Source organism: Amycolatopsis melonis, from assembly GCF_040064235.1.
In the GTDB taxonomy this organism is placed as follows: domain Bacteria; phylum Actinomycetota; class Actinomycetes; order Mycobacteriales; family Pseudonocardiaceae; genus Amycolatopsis; species Amycolatopsis melonis.
In genome coordinates this window covers 427045-441053 of sequence record NZ_JBDZYD010000005.1, presented here as the reverse complement: position 1 = coordinate 441053, position 14009 = coordinate 427045, and the positions used below count along the sequence as shown (strand labels likewise).

Sequence of the window (14009 nt, the reverse complement as noted above, 5' to 3'; positions counted from 1 at the left end):
TCCCGTCGGTAGCTTTGTTTGCAAAGCAAACGCTTCCGCTCCCCGAGCGTACCTCGGGCACGGATTCGAGCCTACCGGCCAGAACAGAGGATCAGATGACTGCACCAGCCGACATGAACGCCTTCAACCAGCAGGTCGTCGAGGAGTTCCGGGCCAACGGGGGCAAGGTCGGCGGCATGTTCGACGGCAAGAACGTGCTGCTGCTCACCACGATCGGCGCGAAGAGCGGCGAGGAGCGCCTCTCCCCGCTGGTCTACACCCGCGACGGCGACCGCTACGTCATCGCCGCGTCGATGGGCGGCGCGCCGAAGAACCCGGCGTGGTACCACAACCTCGTCGCCAACCCGAAGGTCACCGTCGAGGTCGGCACCGAGAAGTTCGAGGCCACGGCCACCGTGATCGCCGACCGCGCCGAGCGCGACCGCCTCTACGCTGGCATGGTCGAGCACGCCGAGGGCTTCGCCGAGTACGAGAAGCTGACCGAGCGGGTCATCCCGATCGTCGTCCTCGAACGCTGATTTCGCGCAGCGCTCGGCTAGGAAACGGGAGCGGGCTCGGGCTCGACGCGCGGTCCGGCAGGCTGCCGGGCCGCGGCCCGCTCCGCGCGGCGGGCCTCCTTGCGGGCGATCAGGCTCTTGCCCACGTCGATCAGCGGCTTCTCCACCCAGCGGTGGATCAGGTCCGCGATCGCCAGGCCGACCAGGAAGACCACCACGGCGCTGGTCGTGTGGTTGCGGGCCAGCCCGGGCACCGCCTGGATGACGACGAAGTGCACCGGCCCCTGCAGCAGGTACAGCGAGTACGACCGCTCGCCGACGAACCGCATCGGCGCCGTGCCCAGCAGCCAGCGCAGCGGGCCCGGGCTGACCAGCACGACCAGCAGCAGCATCGTCGCGGCCGCGTACGCCACCAGCAGCCAGAGGTTCATCCGCGTGGCGTGCCACAGGGAGTCCAGGTTCGTGTGGAACACCAGGAACCCCGCCACGACCGGGATCGCCGCCAGCGGGTGCGTCAGCGGCTTGAGCAGGGCGTACCCCCGCCCGTAGTGCATCAGGATGGCGAGCAGGCAGCCCGACGCCAGGATGAAGTAGTGCACGGTCGAGCGGTAGATCGGCACGTTCGCGCCGTTCAGCAGCCAGCCGCCGGTGGTCACCGGCACCAGCGCCAGCAGCACGACCATGGCCGCGCCGACCAGCAGGAACTTGCGCTTCGCCGCGCCGATCCCGAGGAAGACCAGCAGGAACGGCCAGACCAGGTAGAACTTCTCCTCGATGCCCAGCGTCCACGAGCCGCTGAAGAAGTTGTCCGTGCCGTTGGTGTACGACGGCAGGAACTCGTTGAGGAACGTCAGGTAGAACCGCAGCGCGTTGGGGAAGTCGCGGGCGAAGAACTCGCCGCGCAGCAGCACGAACGCGACGATCCCGCCGAGGATCACCAGGTACGGCGGCAGGATCCGGAAGACCCGCCGGATGTAGAAGTTGGACAGCGAAATCCGGCTGGTGCGGTCCTGCTCGCGCAGCAGCAGCGTGGTGATCAGGAACCCGGACAGCACGAAGAAGATGTAGACGCCCACCCAGCCCGACAGCCACGTCCAGTTCGGACCGCCGAAGTGGAAGAAGATGACCATGGTCGCGGCCAGCGCACGCAGGCCGTCGAGGCCGGGGAACCGCCTCTGGCCGAGGTAGTCCTCATGACTCATCGTGCGCACGGCGGTTCCCCCATCGGTGTGATCTTCCGGGGGAGTATAGGTGTGCCCCCGAACCTCCTCTTTGTCCGGTCGCCGGGAGATCACCCCGCCCGGAACACGCCGTGTGCGTCGTACCGGCGCTTCAGGTCACGCAGTCGCCGCAGGTCGGCGGCGGGAAAGACGCTCTCCGCCACCTCCGACGGCGAGTGTTCGCCGTACACGAACGGCAGCAGCCTGCCCGTGGTCCACGGCGCCAGCGCGTCGAACAGCTTCGCGTGCCGGGTCCGGACCGCGTCGGCACCGCCGTCGCCGACCACGGACAGAGCACGGACGACGAACTCGGCCGAGCGGTCCCAGCCCACGCCTGGCGTCCGCGGCGGCCGGGCGAGTGCGCCGCCGAGCCGGTCGACGATCAGCACCGGCGGCGTGGCCACACCCGGGCCGGCGTGCTCGAGGATCGCGTCGAGCATGGCGTCGTTCAGCTGCGAGACGGTCGCGTTCGTGCCGTGGTAGCCGTGCGGGTGCCGCGGCTCGGCCGCGATGGACCCGGACTCGGTGAACGGCATCGGCCGCAGCGTGTCCGCCAGGACGGGCGCGGCGGCCCGCAGCGGCGCGACCAGCTCGTCGCCGTCCTCGCCGAGGTAGGCGATCCGGACCTGCGCGATGTGCCGCCCGCGCAGGTGCTCCGGCACCATCGGCAGATCCGGGTACCGGATCAGGGCGATCGACGTCGTCAGCGTGTCCGGCGCGGCCGCCGACCACGTGCGCCAGGCCCGCAGCGCCGCGGGCACGCCGTCCGTGTCGAAGGTCAGGCTGCCGCCGTAGAGGCGGTCGACCGGGACCAGGTCGAACTCGATCGCCGTGACGACGCCGAAGCTGTCCCGGCCGCCGCGCAGGGCCCAGAACAGGTCCGAACCCGGCTCGGCCCGCTGCAGCCGCCCGTCGGCGGTCACGACGTCGATGGCGCGGACGTGGTCGGCGGCGCGGCCGTAGCGGCGGCCCAGCAGCCCGAAGCCGCCGGCCAGGGTGTAGCCGACGACGCCGACGTCCGGCGACGAGCCGCTGAGCGGCGCCAGCCCGTGCTTCCCGGCGGCTTCGAGCACCGCCTCCCAGCGGACCCCGGCTTCGACGCGGGCGGTGCGAGCGGCCGGGTCGATCTCGACGCCGGTCAGCCGCCGGGTGCTGATCAGCAGCCCGTCGGTGCCCGCGGTCAGGCCGTGCCCGGTGGCCTGGACCGACACCGTGAGGCCGTGCTCGGCGGCGTGGCGGACGGCGGCGGCGACGTCCTCGGCGCTCTCGGCGACGACGACGGCCGCGGGCGCGCTCGGCACCGCGGTCTGGAACCCGGCGACGGCTTCGGCGTACCCGTCCTGACCAGGGCGGAGGATGTTCATCTTCGGCTCCTTTCGTGCGATGTCTTCAGCTTCGGGCCTCCGCGATCAGAAGTCCAAGATCTAGATGTGCTCAGCACTAGAATCAATGCTTATGGAACTGCACCAGCTCGCGTACTTCGTCGCCGTCGCCGAGGAAGGCAACTTCACGCGCGCGGCCGAACGGCTGCACGTCGCCCAGCCCGGCGTGAGCGCGCAGATCAAGCGGCTCGAGCGGGAGCTGGGGCAGGAGCTGCTGGACCGCTCCGGCCGGACGGTCCGGCTCACCGACGTCGGCGCCGCCGCCCTGCCGCACGCGCGGGCCGCGCTGGCGGCGGTGCAGGGGGTGCGCGAAGCCGTCGACGAGCTGGCCGGGCTGGTCCGCGGCCAGGTCGCGATCGGCGCCGTCACGTCGGCGGGCCCGGTCCGGCTGCCGGACCTCCTCGCCGGCTTCCACGAGCGGTACCCCGCGGTCGAGATCACGCTGTCGGAGGCCAATTCCGACGAGATGCTCGCGGCGCTGCGCGAAGGACGTCTCGACCTCGCGGTGGTCGGCCTGGCCGGCGAGCCACCGCCGGGCATCGCGACGCAGGTGCTCATCGACGAGCCGTTCCTGGCGGTCACCGCGGACAGCGGGCCGCTGAGCGGCCGGACGGCCGTGGACATCCCCGAACTGGGTGAAGTCCCGCTGATGGCGCTGCCGAAGGGGACGGGCCTGCGGACGGCGCTGGACGCGGCGTTCGCCCGGGTGGGACGCACGCCGCGGATCGCGTTCGAGGCGGCCGACCCGAACGTCCTGGTGCAGCTGGCGATGCGCGGGCTCGGCGTGGCTGTCGTGCCGGAATCGCTGGCCCGCTACCACGAAACGGAACTGCAGGTCGTCACCATCACCGGCCGGGGACTGCGAGGCGTGCTGGCGCTGGCGTGGCGGTCGGAGGGGCCGCTGAGCCCGGCCGCGCGGGCCCTGATCGCGTTCGCCCGGGCGAACTACCGCTCTTGACATTGCGTCAACAGCGGCGTTTCCTCAGGAGGATGACTTCTCTGTCCGACACCGTCGTCGGCGCGGGCCTGCTGGCCGGGAGCGCCAACGTCGTCATGCAGCTGGCCCGGCGGCCGGTCGGGTACGGCGTCGTCGAGAGCCGGGTGGAGAGCGGCAACCTCTTCCGGCACCCGGTCAAGCGGACGCGGACCACGCTGACCTACCTGGCGGTCGCGCTGCTGGGCACCGACGCCGAACGCGACGCCTACCGCCGGGCGGTCAACAAGGCGCACGCCCAGGTGTATTCGACCGGCGCGAGCCCGGTCGAATACAACGCCTTCGACCCGGACCTGCAGCTGTGGGTCGCGGCCTGCCTCTACAAGGGGGTCGAGGACACCAACGCGGCCTTCTTCGGCACCGACGCCTCGTGCTTCTACCGCGAAGCCGCGGTGCTCGGCACGACGTTGCAGGTCCGGCCGGAAATGTGGCCGGAGGATCGCGACGCGTTCGAGAAGTACTGGACCGCCGGGGTCGCCGAGGTGCACATCGACGACACCGTGCGGCGCTACCTGCGTTCGGTCGTCGACCTGGAGTTCCTGCCCAAGCCTGTCTCCGCGGTCCTCGGCCCGCTCAACCGCTTCGTGACGACGGGGTTCCTGCCGCCGCGGTTCCGCGACGAGATGCGGCTGCCGTGGCCGTCCCGGTCGCAGCGCCGCTTCGACACGCTCATGCGCGCGATCGGCGCGGTCGCCCGGCGCACGCCCGGCCCGCTGCGGCGGTTCCCGTTCAACCTCTGCCTGAGCGACCTGCGGTGGCGGATGCGCACCGGACGTCCGCTGGTCTGAGCCGCCCCCGCTAGAGTGTCGGGTCGGCAACGCCACCCGAGGGGACTTCATGACCGCGATCGAAGCGGACGTCGAATCCGGCAGGCCCGCACCGGCTCCTTCCGCTCGCCGGGGCCCGCTGCTGCTCGTCTCCCTTGTCCTGCTCGCGGTGTTCCTCGTGGGCGCGTGGGCGGCCTGGTTCCTGACCATCGACGACGCGTTCATCAGCTTCCGGTACTCGGCGAACCTCGCCGCAGGCCACGGGCCGGTGTGGAACGTCGACGGCCCGCGCGTCGAGGGCTTCACGAACTTCGCCTGGGTGGTCTGGTCGGCGCTGGGGGCGTGGCTCGGGCTGGCGCTGCCGCTGTTCGCCAAGGTGACGTCGCTGGTCCTCGGCCTGGGGACGCTGTACCTGCTCGTCCGCGAAGGCCACCGCCGCGCCGGGCTGACCGGGGTCCTCGTCGGCGCCGGCGCGTACGTCGTGTTCCTGCCGACCTACTTCCACATCACCGCCGGACTGGAAACGGCCGCGTTCGCCGCCGTGCTGCTGCGCGTGACCGTGCTCGGGCTGCGGGTGCTCGCGGGCGAGCGGGTGCGGACGTGGGAACCGCCGGTGCTGCTGCTCCTGCTCGGCATGCTGCGGCCCGAGGGCGTGCTGGCCGCGCTGCCGGTCGTCGCCCTGTGGTTCTGGCGCCACCGCCGCCAGGCCGCCGCCCGCTGGTGGACGCTTGCCGCGGCGGTCGCCGGCGCCGCCTACTTCGTCTGGCGCTGGCAGTTCTACGGGCAGCTGCTGCCGAACACGTTCTACGTCAAGTTCGGCCACCTCGACTCCGGCTGGCTGTGGACCAAGCACACGACCGTGCTGCTCCTGCCGCTCCTGCTGCTGACGCTGTCGCTGGTGATCCGCCGGGCGACGCGCGCGATGGGCGTGCTGCTGGTCGTCACCGTCGCGGTCACGTACGTGACGTACGCGGTGTCCGGCCCGACCATGGACTACCTCGACCGCTTCGCCGACCACGCGATCCCCGTCCTCTGCCTGGGTGCCGGGATCGCCGCCGGGACGCTGAAGCCGCGGCTCGCCGGTGCGCTGCTCGGGCTGGTGGCCGTCGGCTGGTCGGCCGTCGCCGGCGCGACCGCGCCCGACCTCGGCGTCATCGCGAACTACGGCCCGGACCTGCAGCGCGCGCACGTGGCGATCGGCAAGGGGCTGGCCGAGGCCGACGTCCCGCCGCCGTCGCGCAGCCTCGCGGTCACCGACGCGGGCGCGATCCCGTACTACAGCGGCTGGACCTCGATCGACTACATCGGGCTCAACGACGCGGCGATCGCCCGCGGCGCCGACCCGACCGAGGTCGTCATGCGGGCCCGGCCGACGGTGATCGTGGTGACCGCGGGCGGCCCGGAACCCTCGGGCACCCGGTACGGCTTCGACTTCGCCAGGGCGACCGCGGGCTACGAGAAGGTGGCGACGGTCGAGATGCGCGCGGGCTACTGGCAGAACGTCTACGCGCTGCCGCAGTACGCGGCGACGATCGGCGAGCACGTCCGGCAGCGCGCGGACGCGGCCCGCCAGGTCAACGACCGGGACCGGGCCGAGGACACCGTCGACCGCTGGCTCGACCGGCTCCGCTCCCAGCTGCCATTTTGAGAGTTGACCACCTCGCGTGAGAACGCGAAGGTGGGCCGATGAGCGGCGAAGATGAGCCAGCGGCGCGAAGCGCCTCCGTTGAGGGTGGCGGCGGGGAAGAAGGTTGGGTCAGGCACGGCGTCAAGCTGAGCAGTCTCGACCAGGAGGTCTTCCCCGGTGCCGGGGCGACCAAGCGCGACCTGCTCGACTACCTCGAAGCGGTGTCCGGCCGGATGCTGCCGGAGCTGCACGACCGGCTGCTCAGCGTCGTGCGCGTGCTGCGGGGGCAGGGGCCGTTCATGCAGAAGAACCTGCCGAAGTACACCCCGGAGTGGGTGGCGCGGCGGGCGTTGTGGGCGGACCGGTCGCGTCGCGAAGTCACCTACGCGCTGTGCAACGACCTGCGCACGCTGCTGTGGTTCGGCAACCAGCGCGCGATCGAGTACCACACGGCACTCTTCCGCGGCGACCCGTTCAGCGGCCCGACCCACCTGGTCCTCGACCTCGACCCTCCGGAGGACGGCGCGTTCTCCCTGGCGGTCGGCGCGGCGAAGCTGGTGCGCGAGGCGTTGCGCAACGACGGCCTCGACGGCGCGGTCAAGACGAGCGGCTCCAAGGGCGTGCACGTGTTCGTGCCGCTGGCACCCGACCAGCCGGTGGAGGACATCGCGGCGGCCACCCGCGCGGTCGCGGCCCGCGCCGAGCGCATCGACCCGGCGCTCGGCACGACGGAGTTCGTGCGCGAACGCCGCGAGGGCAAGGTGTTCCTGGATTCGACCCGCGCGGGCGGCGGGACGGTGGTGTCGGTCTACAGCCCGCGGCACCGCCCGGGCATGCCGGTGTCGTTCCCGGTCCGCTGGGCCGACCTCGACGGCGTCAAGCCGGGGGATTTCACGGTCCACACGGTGCCGGGCCTGCTGGACGGCGGTGACCCGTGGACCGAGGAGATGCCGGAGCCGGTGGTGCTGCCGGAGGACCTGGTGGCCGAGGGGCACACCATCCCGATCGCCCGGGTGGCCGCGATGCACGAGGGCAAGCGCCGGGCCCGGGAGGCCCGCAACTCCGGCTAGCCCGAAGGGGACCCGCCGGTCCGCGGGCCCGGAGGCGTCACGCGGCCTGGTTGTGACCTCGCCACACAGGCCGTCGCAGGGACACCCGGGTGAGCTCCACGACGACGCCCGGGGTCCGGTGCCGGGCCAGCCAGACGACGTCCCGGCCGAACGACCACACCAGCGATCCCAGCGCCACTCCCACCAGGGCCGACGAAACCGCGACCGGCAGCAGCTCCGAGGCCGCCACCACCAGCACGACTCCCTGCACCGCCGCCACCGTCTTGCGGGCCATGCTCGGGTACAGCGGGGCCGTCAGCCAGGGCAGGGCCCAGGACGCCGCCACGAACGCGTACCGCATCAGGCCGATCGCCAGCACCCACAGCCCGAGCGTGTGGGACACCTGGATGCACAGCAGCAGGATCAGGAACGCGTCGACCTCCATGTCGAAGCGGGCGCCGAACTCCGAGGCCGTGCCCGTGCGGCGGGCGACCTGGCCGTCGAGGCCGTCCAGGAGCAGTGCCACGCCCGCCAGCCCGGCCAGCCAGCCCACCGGGAAGCCGCCCTCGGCGATCAGCTCCGCCGCGCAGCCCACCAGCAGCGCGCGGGCGAACGTGATCCAGTCCGCGGGGCCGAACGCCGGGCGGCCGCTGCGGCGCAGCCCCCACTCCGTCAGCAGCACCAGCGCCACCCCGTACACGACCCCGGTCGCCCAGGCGACCGGCGAAAGGAACACGGCCCCCGCGGCGAGCACCCACGCCGGGACCACCGAACGCAGGAGAAGGTCCTGTTTGATCATCGTCGACTCCGCGAATTGCTCATAGGGTGGCGACACCAGCCTCCGGTCGCCCGCTGAGGAGAAACACGTGGAACAGGCCTTCTGGGTTCAATCCCCCGGTGTCGGGGAACTGCGGGAGGAGCGGCTGCCCGAGCCCGGCCCGGACGACGTCCTCGTCCGGACGATCTGCTCCGGGGTCAGCCGCGGGACCGAAACCCTCGTCTTCCGCGGCGGCGTCCCGGCCAGCCAGCACGACGTCATGCGCGCCCCCTTCCAGGACGGCGGCTTCCCCGGCCCGGTCAAGTACGGCTACCTCAACGTCGGCGTCGTCGAACGTGGCCCGGCTCACCTCGAAGGCCGGGTCGTCTTCTGCCTCTACCCGCACCAGACCGCCTACGTCGTCCCGGCGAGCGCCGTGACGCCGGTGCCGGACGCCGTCCCGGCCGGGCGCGCGATCCTCGCCGGCACGGTCGAGACCGCGGTCAACGCCGTCTGGGACGCGCGGCCGCGGCTCGGCGACCGGATCGCCGTCATCGGCGCCGGGATGGTCGGCGCCAGCGTCGCGAAGGTCCTCAGCGGCTTCCCGGCGACGCGGGTGCAGCTGGTCGACGTCGACGAGAGCAAGGCAGGGATCGCCGCCGCGCTCGGGGTCGGTTTCGCCACTCCGGAGGACGCCCTCGGCGACTGCGACCTCGTCGTGCACGCCAGCGCCAGCGAGGCCGGGCTCGCCCGCGCGCTGGAGCTGCTCGCGCCGGAGGGCGAGGTCGTGGAGATGTCCTGGTACGGCGACCGCAGGATCGGCGTCCCGCTCGGCGAGCACTTCCACTCGCGGCGCCTGGTGATCCGCAGCAGCCAGGTCGGGACGGTCGCGCGGCCCGACCGCAGCTACGCGCAACGCCTCGCCGTCGCGCTGGACCTGCTGGCCGATCCGGCGTTCGAAGCGCTGGTCAGCGGGGAATGCATGTTTGAAGATCTCCCGTCGGTGTTACCCCGGTTGGCCGCGAATGAACTTTCCGCCCTCTGCCTCCGTGTCATGTATCAGCCGCAGTGACCAGTCCACCCGAAAACCGCATCGGAGGTCTTGGTGTTCAGCATCACCGTCCGTGACCACGTGATGGTCGCCCACAGCTTCCGCGGGGAAGTCTTCGGACCCGCGCAACGCCTGCACGGCGCGACCTTCGTGGTGGATGCGACCTTCCGCCGCGCCGAGCTCGACGAGGACAACATCGTCGTCGACATCGGCAAGGCCACGGAAGAGCTGAAGGCGGTGCTCGCCGACCTGAACTACCGCAACCTCGACGACGAGCCGGAGTTCAAGGGGATCAACACCTCGACCGAGTTCCTCGCGAAGGTCGTCGCCGACCGCCTCGCCGACGCCGTCCACGCCGGCCGCCTCGGCGAAGGCGCCCGCGGCCTCGACGGGATCACCGTTTCGCTGCACGAGTCGCACGTCGCCTGGGCGAGTTACGAGCGTGCCCTGTGAGCACACTCCACGTGGTCCTGCCCGGGGACGTCGACGACGCCGAGATGCCCAGCGGCGGCAACACCTACGACCGGCGGCTGTGCGACCGGCTCGCCGCGGCGGGTCTCGACGTCCACGAGATCCCGGTCGCCGGGTCCTGGCCGCGGCCGGACACCGAGGCCCGCGCGGTACTCGGCCACCTGCTGGCCGCGCTGCCCACCGGTTCGGCCGTGCTGCTCGACGGCCTGGTCGCGTGCGGCGTCCCCGAGGTCGTCGTCCCGCAGGCCCGGCGCCTGTCGCTGTCGGTGCTGGTGCACCTGCCGCTGGCCGACGAGACGGGCCTGCCGCCCGCACTCGCCGCCGAGCTGGACGCGCTGGAGCGCGAGACGCTGCGGGCGGCAGGCTCGGTCGTCGCGACCAGCGAGTGGGCCGCGCGCCGCCTGATCCGCCACCACGGCCTCGCGCCGCACCGCGTGCACGCCGTGCCGCCCGGTGTCGACCCGGCGCCGCTGGCGATCGGCACCGACGGCATGTCGCGGCTGGTCTGCGTCGCCAACGTGACCCCGCGCAAGGGACAGGGCGTGCTCGCCCAGGCCCTCGAAACCGTCGCCGATCTGCGCTGGACCTGCGAATGCGTCGGCGGGATCCGCCGCGAGACCAAGTACGTCGAGCGGCTGCGCGAACACCGGCTCGGCGCGCGCTTCACCCTCACCGGGCCGCGTACCGGCCTGGCACTCGACGCGACCTACCACACCGCCGACCTGCTGGTCCTGCCGTCGCGGGCCGAGACGTACGGCATGGTCGTCACCGAGGCACTCGCCCGCGGCGTGCCGGTGCTGACCACCGACGTCGACGCGCTGCCGGACACCGTCGGCGTCGCGCCGGACGGCTCGGTCCCCGGGATGCTCGTGCCCGGCGACGACGTCGAAGCGCTCGGCGCCGCGCTGCGCCGCTGGCTCACCGAGCCCGCCCTGCGGGCGCGGCTGCGCGAGTCGGCGCGGCTGCGCCGCGGGACGCTGGCCGGCTGGGACGACACCGCCCGCCGGATCGCCGACATCGTGCAGCGGCAGGAGGCGGCGGCATGACCGCGTACGCGCCCGAGTGGCTCTACCTGCGGGAACCCGCCGACGCCGCGGCCCGCGCCGCCGAGCTGCTCGAACCCCTGCGGGACTACCTGCCCGAGGACGAGGAGGTCGTCATCCGCGACCTCGGCTGCGGCACCGGCTCGCTCGGCCGCTGGCTGGCCGCGCGGCTGCCCCGCGCGCAGCGGTGGATCCTGCACGACCACGACACCGAGCTGCTCACCCACGCCCGCACGAACCTGCCGCGGACCGCGCTCGACGGCAGTCCCGTCGACGTCGTCGCCGAGCAGCGTGACGTCACCGCGCTGCGGGCCGCGGACCTCGCCGGGACGTCACTGGTCACCGCGTCCGCGCTGCTCGACCTGCTGACCAAGGACGAGGTCACCGACCTGGCCACGGCGATCGTCGAAGCCGGGTGCGCGGCCCTGCTGATGCTCTCGGTGACCGGCCGGGTGGAGCTGTCGCCCGCCGACCCGCTCGACGACGACGTCACCGCCGCCTTCAACGCCCACCAGCGCCGGATCACCGGGGGCAGGCGGCTGCTCGGGCCCAACGCGGTGGACGCCGCCGCGGCCGCGTTCGCCCGGCTCGGTGCCACGGTCTTCCGCGCCGACAGCGCGTGGCGGCTGGGCCCCGGCCAGGTCGAGCTGCAGCGGCAGTGGCTCGACGGCTGGGTCGGCGCCGCCGTCGAGCAGTGGCCGGACCTGCGGCCGGCCGCCGACGGCTACCTCGAACGGCGCCTCGACCAGGCCTCGGCGGGCGAGCTGCACGCGGTGATCCACCACGGCGACCTGCTGGTCCTGCCGCCGAGCCTGGAGGCGGCGGCGTGAAGCGGGCCCTCGCGTGGCTGCGGATCGCCGGCGCGCTCGGCATCCTCGCCGTGCTCGTCTGGCAGCTCGGCGGCGACGCGTTCCTCGACGGCCTCGGCCGGATCAGCGCGCCCGGCGTGCTGGCCGCACTCGGCATCGGGCTCGCGACGACGCTGCTCAGCGCGGGCCGCTGGCAGCTCGTCGCCACCCGGCTCGGCCTGCGGCTGCCGCTGCGCACCGCGGTCGCCGACTACTACCGCGCGCTGTTCCTCAACGGCGTGCTGCCCGCGGGCGTCCTCGGCGACGTCCACCGCGCGGTGCAGCACGGCCGCGACGCCGGTGACGTGCCGCGCGGCGTGCGTGCCGTCGTCCTGGAACGCACCGCGGGCCAGATCGTGCTGATCGCGTCCGCGGTCGCCGTCGTGCTGGCGTCGCCGCAGGTCGTGCCGTCCGCGTTCCGCGAGGTCGTGGCGGCGGCCGGGGTGATCGTCGTGCTGGCGGCCGTCGCCGCGCTGGCCGTCGGCCGTGTCGCAGGCGGGCGCTGGCTCGACAGCCCGTCGAAGTGGCGGCGCGGCTTCGCCGTCTCGCTCGCCGACGTCCGGCTGGGCCTGCTGACCCGCGAGACCTGGCCCGGCGTCGGCCTGCTGTCGGCCGCGACGCTGGCCGGGCACCTGGCGCTGTTCGTCGTCGCCGCCCGCGTCGCCGGGATCGAGGCGCCGGTCGGGCAGCTGGTGCCCCTGATGGTGCTCGCGCTGCTCGCGATGGGCCTCCCGCTCAACGTCGGCGGCTTCGGCCCGCGCGAGGGCGTGTGCGCGCTGCTCTTTGGCGCCGCCGGGCTCGGCGCCGCCCAGGGCGTCACGGCCGCCGTCGTCTACGGCGTGCTCACGCTGGTCGCGAGCCTGCCCGGCGCCGGCGTCCTGCTCGTCCGCAGCGCACGACCGCTCCGGCACTTTCACGTGAAAGTGCCGCGTGTTGCCCCCGGGGTAGAGAGGTGGACGTCATGACGGCAAGCGAGGTCGCAGGGGAGCTTCCGCGCCGGAGGGTGGTGGAGCGGGTGGTGGACACCCGGCTGCCGACCCGGCACGGCACGTTCCGCGCGGTCGGCTACCTCGACCGCACCGGCACCGAGCAGGTCGCCCTGGTGTACGGCGAGGTCGCCCCGCTCGGCACCCTGGTCCGCGTGCACAGCGAGTGCCTCACCGGCGACGTCTTCGGCTCGACGCACTGCGAATGCGGCGACCAGCTGGCGGCTGCGCTGGACCGGATCGTCGAAGAGGGCGCGGGCGTGGTCGTCTACGTCCAGGGCCACGAGGGCCGCGGCATCGGCCTGCTCGCCAAGCTGGAGGCGATGCGGCTGCAGCAGGACGAAGGTCTCGACACCGTCGACGCGAACGTGGCGCTGGGCCTGCCGGTCGACGCCCGCGACTACCACGCGGCGGCGGGCATCCTGACCGACCTGGGCCTGCGCTCGGTGCGGCTGCTGTCGAACAACCCGCAGAAGGTCGAGCAGCTCACCCGCTACGGAATCCGGATCAGCGAGCAGGTCCCGCTGCTGGTCCCGCCGAACCCGGAGAACCTCCGGTACCTGCAGGCGAAGGCCGAGCGGATGGACCACCTGCTCCCGCACCTGAACCAGGCCTTCTCAGGCGCCTAGCACCTCGAGGACGCCGTCGAAGCGCCGGACCAGCGTGTCCAGCAGGACGTGGCCCTTCGCCGCACTGGCCAGCGACGGACGGCCGACCACGCCCGACTCGGTGTACGCCCGCAGGCCCAGCGTCAGCAGGTGGTCCCGGTCGGCGACGTGGTCGGCCGTCTCGTGGCCGGGCCGGACCAGGTGCGGGTGGGCGTGCAGCAGGATCGACGTCTCCAGCTCGCCCGCGTGCATGTCGTCGTCCAGCGAGGTTCGCAGGCCGGCCGCCGTGTGCGCCGCCTGCCAGTCCGCGACACCGGGGAACAGCGCCATCGCGCCGCCGGCCTCCTGGACCACATTGGACAGTACGTAGTTGCCGCCGTGCCCGTTGACCAGCACGAGCCGCGGCACACCGGACGCGGCCAGCGACGCCGCGATGTCGGTGACCACCGCGTGCAGCGTGCGCGCGGAGACGCTGACCGTGCCCGCCCACGCCGCGTGCTCGTGCGAGCACGAGATGGTGATCGGCGGCAGGTGCAGGACGGGGTAGGCGTCGGCGATGGCCCGGGCGAGCGTCGCCGCGATGACCGTGTCGGTCACCAGCGGCAGGTGCGCGCCGTGCTGCTCGAAGCTGCCGATCGGCAGCACCGCGACCGACGCGTCCCGCGCCTGCTCGTCGGCGGTGGTGGCGAGCGGGAACAAGTCGGTCATG

At 73.0% G+C, this 14009-nt stretch carries 15 protein-coding genes; 11 read left to right on the top strand and 4 right to left on the bottom strand.

What is annotated here, in order from left to right:
* Nucleotides 1-95 precede the first annotated feature (95 nt).
* A complete protein-coding gene (locus tag ABJI51_RS16035) occupies nt 96-518 on the top strand; it encodes a nitroreductase family deazaflavin-dependent oxidoreductase (RefSeq protein ID WP_348951555.1) in 423 nt (140 codons plus the stop codon).
* A gap of 17 nt (nt 519-535) precedes the next feature.
* On the opposite strand, the gene ABJI51_RS16030 is transcribed toward ABJI51_RS16035, so the two are convergent.
* Together ABJI51_RS16030 and ABJI51_RS16025 are read right to left on the bottom strand one after the other, a co-directional pair.
* Nucleotides 536-1699 (bottom strand): acyltransferase family protein, encoded by a 1164-nt coding sequence (locus tag ABJI51_RS16030; RefSeq protein WP_348951890.1) that lies wholly within the window; start codon nt 1697-1699, stop codon nt 536-538.
* Nucleotides 1700-1788: 89 nt separating this feature from the next.
* Nucleotides 1789-3081 (bottom strand): FAD-binding oxidoreductase, encoded by a 1293-nt coding sequence (locus tag ABJI51_RS16025; RefSeq protein WP_348951553.1) that lies wholly within the window; start codon nt 3079-3081, stop codon nt 1789-1791.
* A 91-nt stretch (nt 3082-3172) separates the two neighbouring features.
* Between ABJI51_RS16025 and ABJI51_RS16020 the strand changes: the two genes are divergently transcribed.
* From ABJI51_RS16020 to ABJI51_RS16005, 4 genes are read left to right on the top strand one after another with little or no spacing between them, the layout of a single operon-like run.
* A complete protein-coding gene (locus ABJI51_RS16020) occupies nt 3173-4057 on the top strand; it encodes a LysR family transcriptional regulator (RefSeq protein ID WP_348951551.1) in 885 nt (294 codons plus the stop codon).
* Nucleotides 4058-4089: 32 nt separating this feature from the next.
* Entirely contained in the window at nt 4090-4881 is a 792-nt protein-coding gene (locus ABJI51_RS16015; protein ID WP_348951550.1) for an oxygenase MpaB family protein, read from the top strand.
* Nucleotides 4882-4930: 49 nt separating this feature from the next.
* Nucleotides 4931-6508 (top strand): DUF8728 domain-containing protein, encoded by a 1578-nt coding sequence (locus tag ABJI51_RS16010; protein ID WP_348951548.1) that lies wholly within the window; start codon nt 4931-4933, stop codon nt 6506-6508.
* Nucleotides 6509-6546: 38 nt separating this feature from the next.
* Nucleotides 6547-7557, top strand: coding sequence for a DNA polymerase domain-containing protein (locus ABJI51_RS16005; RefSeq protein ID WP_348951546.1), 1011 nt, complete (start codon nt 6547-6549; stop codon nt 7555-7557).
* Nucleotides 7558-7594: 37 nt separating this feature from the next.
* On the opposite strand, the gene ABJI51_RS16000 is transcribed toward ABJI51_RS16005, so the two are convergent.
* On the bottom strand, nt 7595-8335 hold the full coding sequence (locus ABJI51_RS16000) for a CDP-alcohol phosphatidyltransferase family protein (protein ID WP_348951545.1): 741 nt from the start codon (nt 8333-8335) through the stop codon (nt 7595-7597).
* 67 nt (nt 8336-8402) lie between these two features.
* Between ABJI51_RS16000 and ABJI51_RS15995 the strand changes: the two genes are divergently transcribed.
* From ABJI51_RS15995 to ribA, 6 genes are read left to right on the top strand one after another with little or no spacing between them, the layout of a single operon-like run.
* Nucleotides 8403-9365 carry a zinc-dependent alcohol dehydrogenase gene (locus ABJI51_RS15995; RefSeq protein ID WP_348951543.1) on the top strand — a complete coding sequence of 321 codons (963 nt, stop codon included), beginning with the start codon at nt 8403-8405 and terminating at the stop codon, nt 9363-9365.
* A gap of 33 nt (nt 9366-9398) precedes the next feature.
* The gene (locus ABJI51_RS15990) at nt 9399-9797 is read left to right on the top strand and encodes a 6-pyruvoyl trahydropterin synthase family protein (RefSeq protein ID WP_348951541.1); all 399 of its coding nucleotides are present in this window, start codon (nt 9399-9401) and stop codon (nt 9795-9797) included.
* Entirely contained in the window at nt 9794-10861 is a 1068-nt protein-coding gene (locus ABJI51_RS15985; RefSeq protein WP_348951539.1) for a glycosyltransferase family 4 protein, read from the top strand. The genes ABJI51_RS15990 and ABJI51_RS15985 overlap by 4 nt, the downstream gene beginning before the upstream one ends.
* A complete protein-coding gene (locus ABJI51_RS15980) occupies nt 10858-11688 on the top strand; it encodes a methyltransferase domain-containing protein (RefSeq protein ID WP_348951537.1) in 831 nt (276 codons plus the stop codon). The genes ABJI51_RS15985 and ABJI51_RS15980 overlap by 4 nt, the downstream gene beginning before the upstream one ends.
* Nucleotides 11685-12671: a lysylphosphatidylglycerol synthase transmembrane domain-containing protein gene (locus tag ABJI51_RS15975; protein ID WP_348951536.1), complete on the top strand. Its 987-nt coding sequence runs from the start codon at nt 11685-11687 to the stop codon at nt 12669-12671. Before ABJI51_RS15980 ends, ABJI51_RS15975 begins: the two co-directional genes overlap by 4 nt.
* Nucleotides 12668-13321, top strand: coding sequence for a GTP cyclohydrolase II (ribA, locus tag ABJI51_RS15970; protein WP_348951535.1), 654 nt, complete (start codon nt 12668-12670; stop codon nt 13319-13321). Before ABJI51_RS15975 ends, ribA begins: the two co-directional genes overlap by 4 nt.
* Here the strand turns inward: ribA and ABJI51_RS15965 are convergent.
* Nucleotides 13310-14008 carry a creatininase family protein gene (locus ABJI51_RS15965; RefSeq protein WP_348951533.1) on the bottom strand — a complete coding sequence of 233 codons (699 nt, stop codon included), beginning with the start codon at nt 14006-14008 and terminating at the stop codon, nt 13310-13312. The genes ribA and ABJI51_RS15965 overlap by 12 nt on opposite strands.
* Nucleotide 14009: the final 1 nt, after the last annotated feature.

Coding starts and splice junctions, on each gene's coding strand:
- ABJI51_RS16035 (WP_348951555.1), top strand. CDS start 96: ATGACTGCACCAGCCGACATGAACGCCTTCAACCAGCAGGTCGTCGAG.
- ABJI51_RS16030 (WP_348951890.1), bottom strand. CDS start 1,699: ATGAGTCATGAGGACTACCTCGGCCAGAGGCGGTTCCCCGGCCTCGAC.
- ABJI51_RS16025 (WP_348951553.1), bottom strand. CDS start 3,081: ATGAACATCCTCCGCCCTGGTCAGGACGGGTACGCCGAAGCCGTCGCC.
- ABJI51_RS16020 (WP_348951551.1), top strand. CDS start 3,173: ATGGAACTGCACCAGCTCGCGTACTTCGTCGCCGTCGCCGAGGAAGGC.
- ABJI51_RS16015 (WP_348951550.1), top strand. CDS start 4,090: ATGACTTCTCTGTCCGACACCGTCGTCGGCGCGGGCCTGCTGGCCGGG.
- ABJI51_RS16010 (WP_348951548.1), top strand. CDS start 4,931: ATGACCGCGATCGAAGCGGACGTCGAATCCGGCAGGCCCGCACCGGCT.
- ABJI51_RS16005 (WP_348951546.1), top strand. CDS start 6,547: ATGAGCGGCGAAGATGAGCCAGCGGCGCGAAGCGCCTCCGTTGAGGGT.
- ABJI51_RS16000 (WP_348951545.1), bottom strand. CDS start 8,335: ATGATCAAACAGGACCTTCTCCTGCGTTCGGTGGTCCCGGCGTGGGTG.
- ABJI51_RS15980 (WP_348951537.1), top strand. CDS start 10,858: ATGACCGCGTACGCGCCCGAGTGGCTCTACCTGCGGGAACCCGCCGAC.
- ribA (WP_348951535.1), top strand. CDS start 12,668: ATGACGGCAAGCGAGGTCGCAGGGGAGCTTCCGCGCCGGAGGGTGGTG.
- ABJI51_RS15965 (WP_348951533.1), bottom strand. CDS start 14,008: ATGACCGACTTGTTCCCGCTCGCCACCACCGCCGACGAGCAGGCGCGG.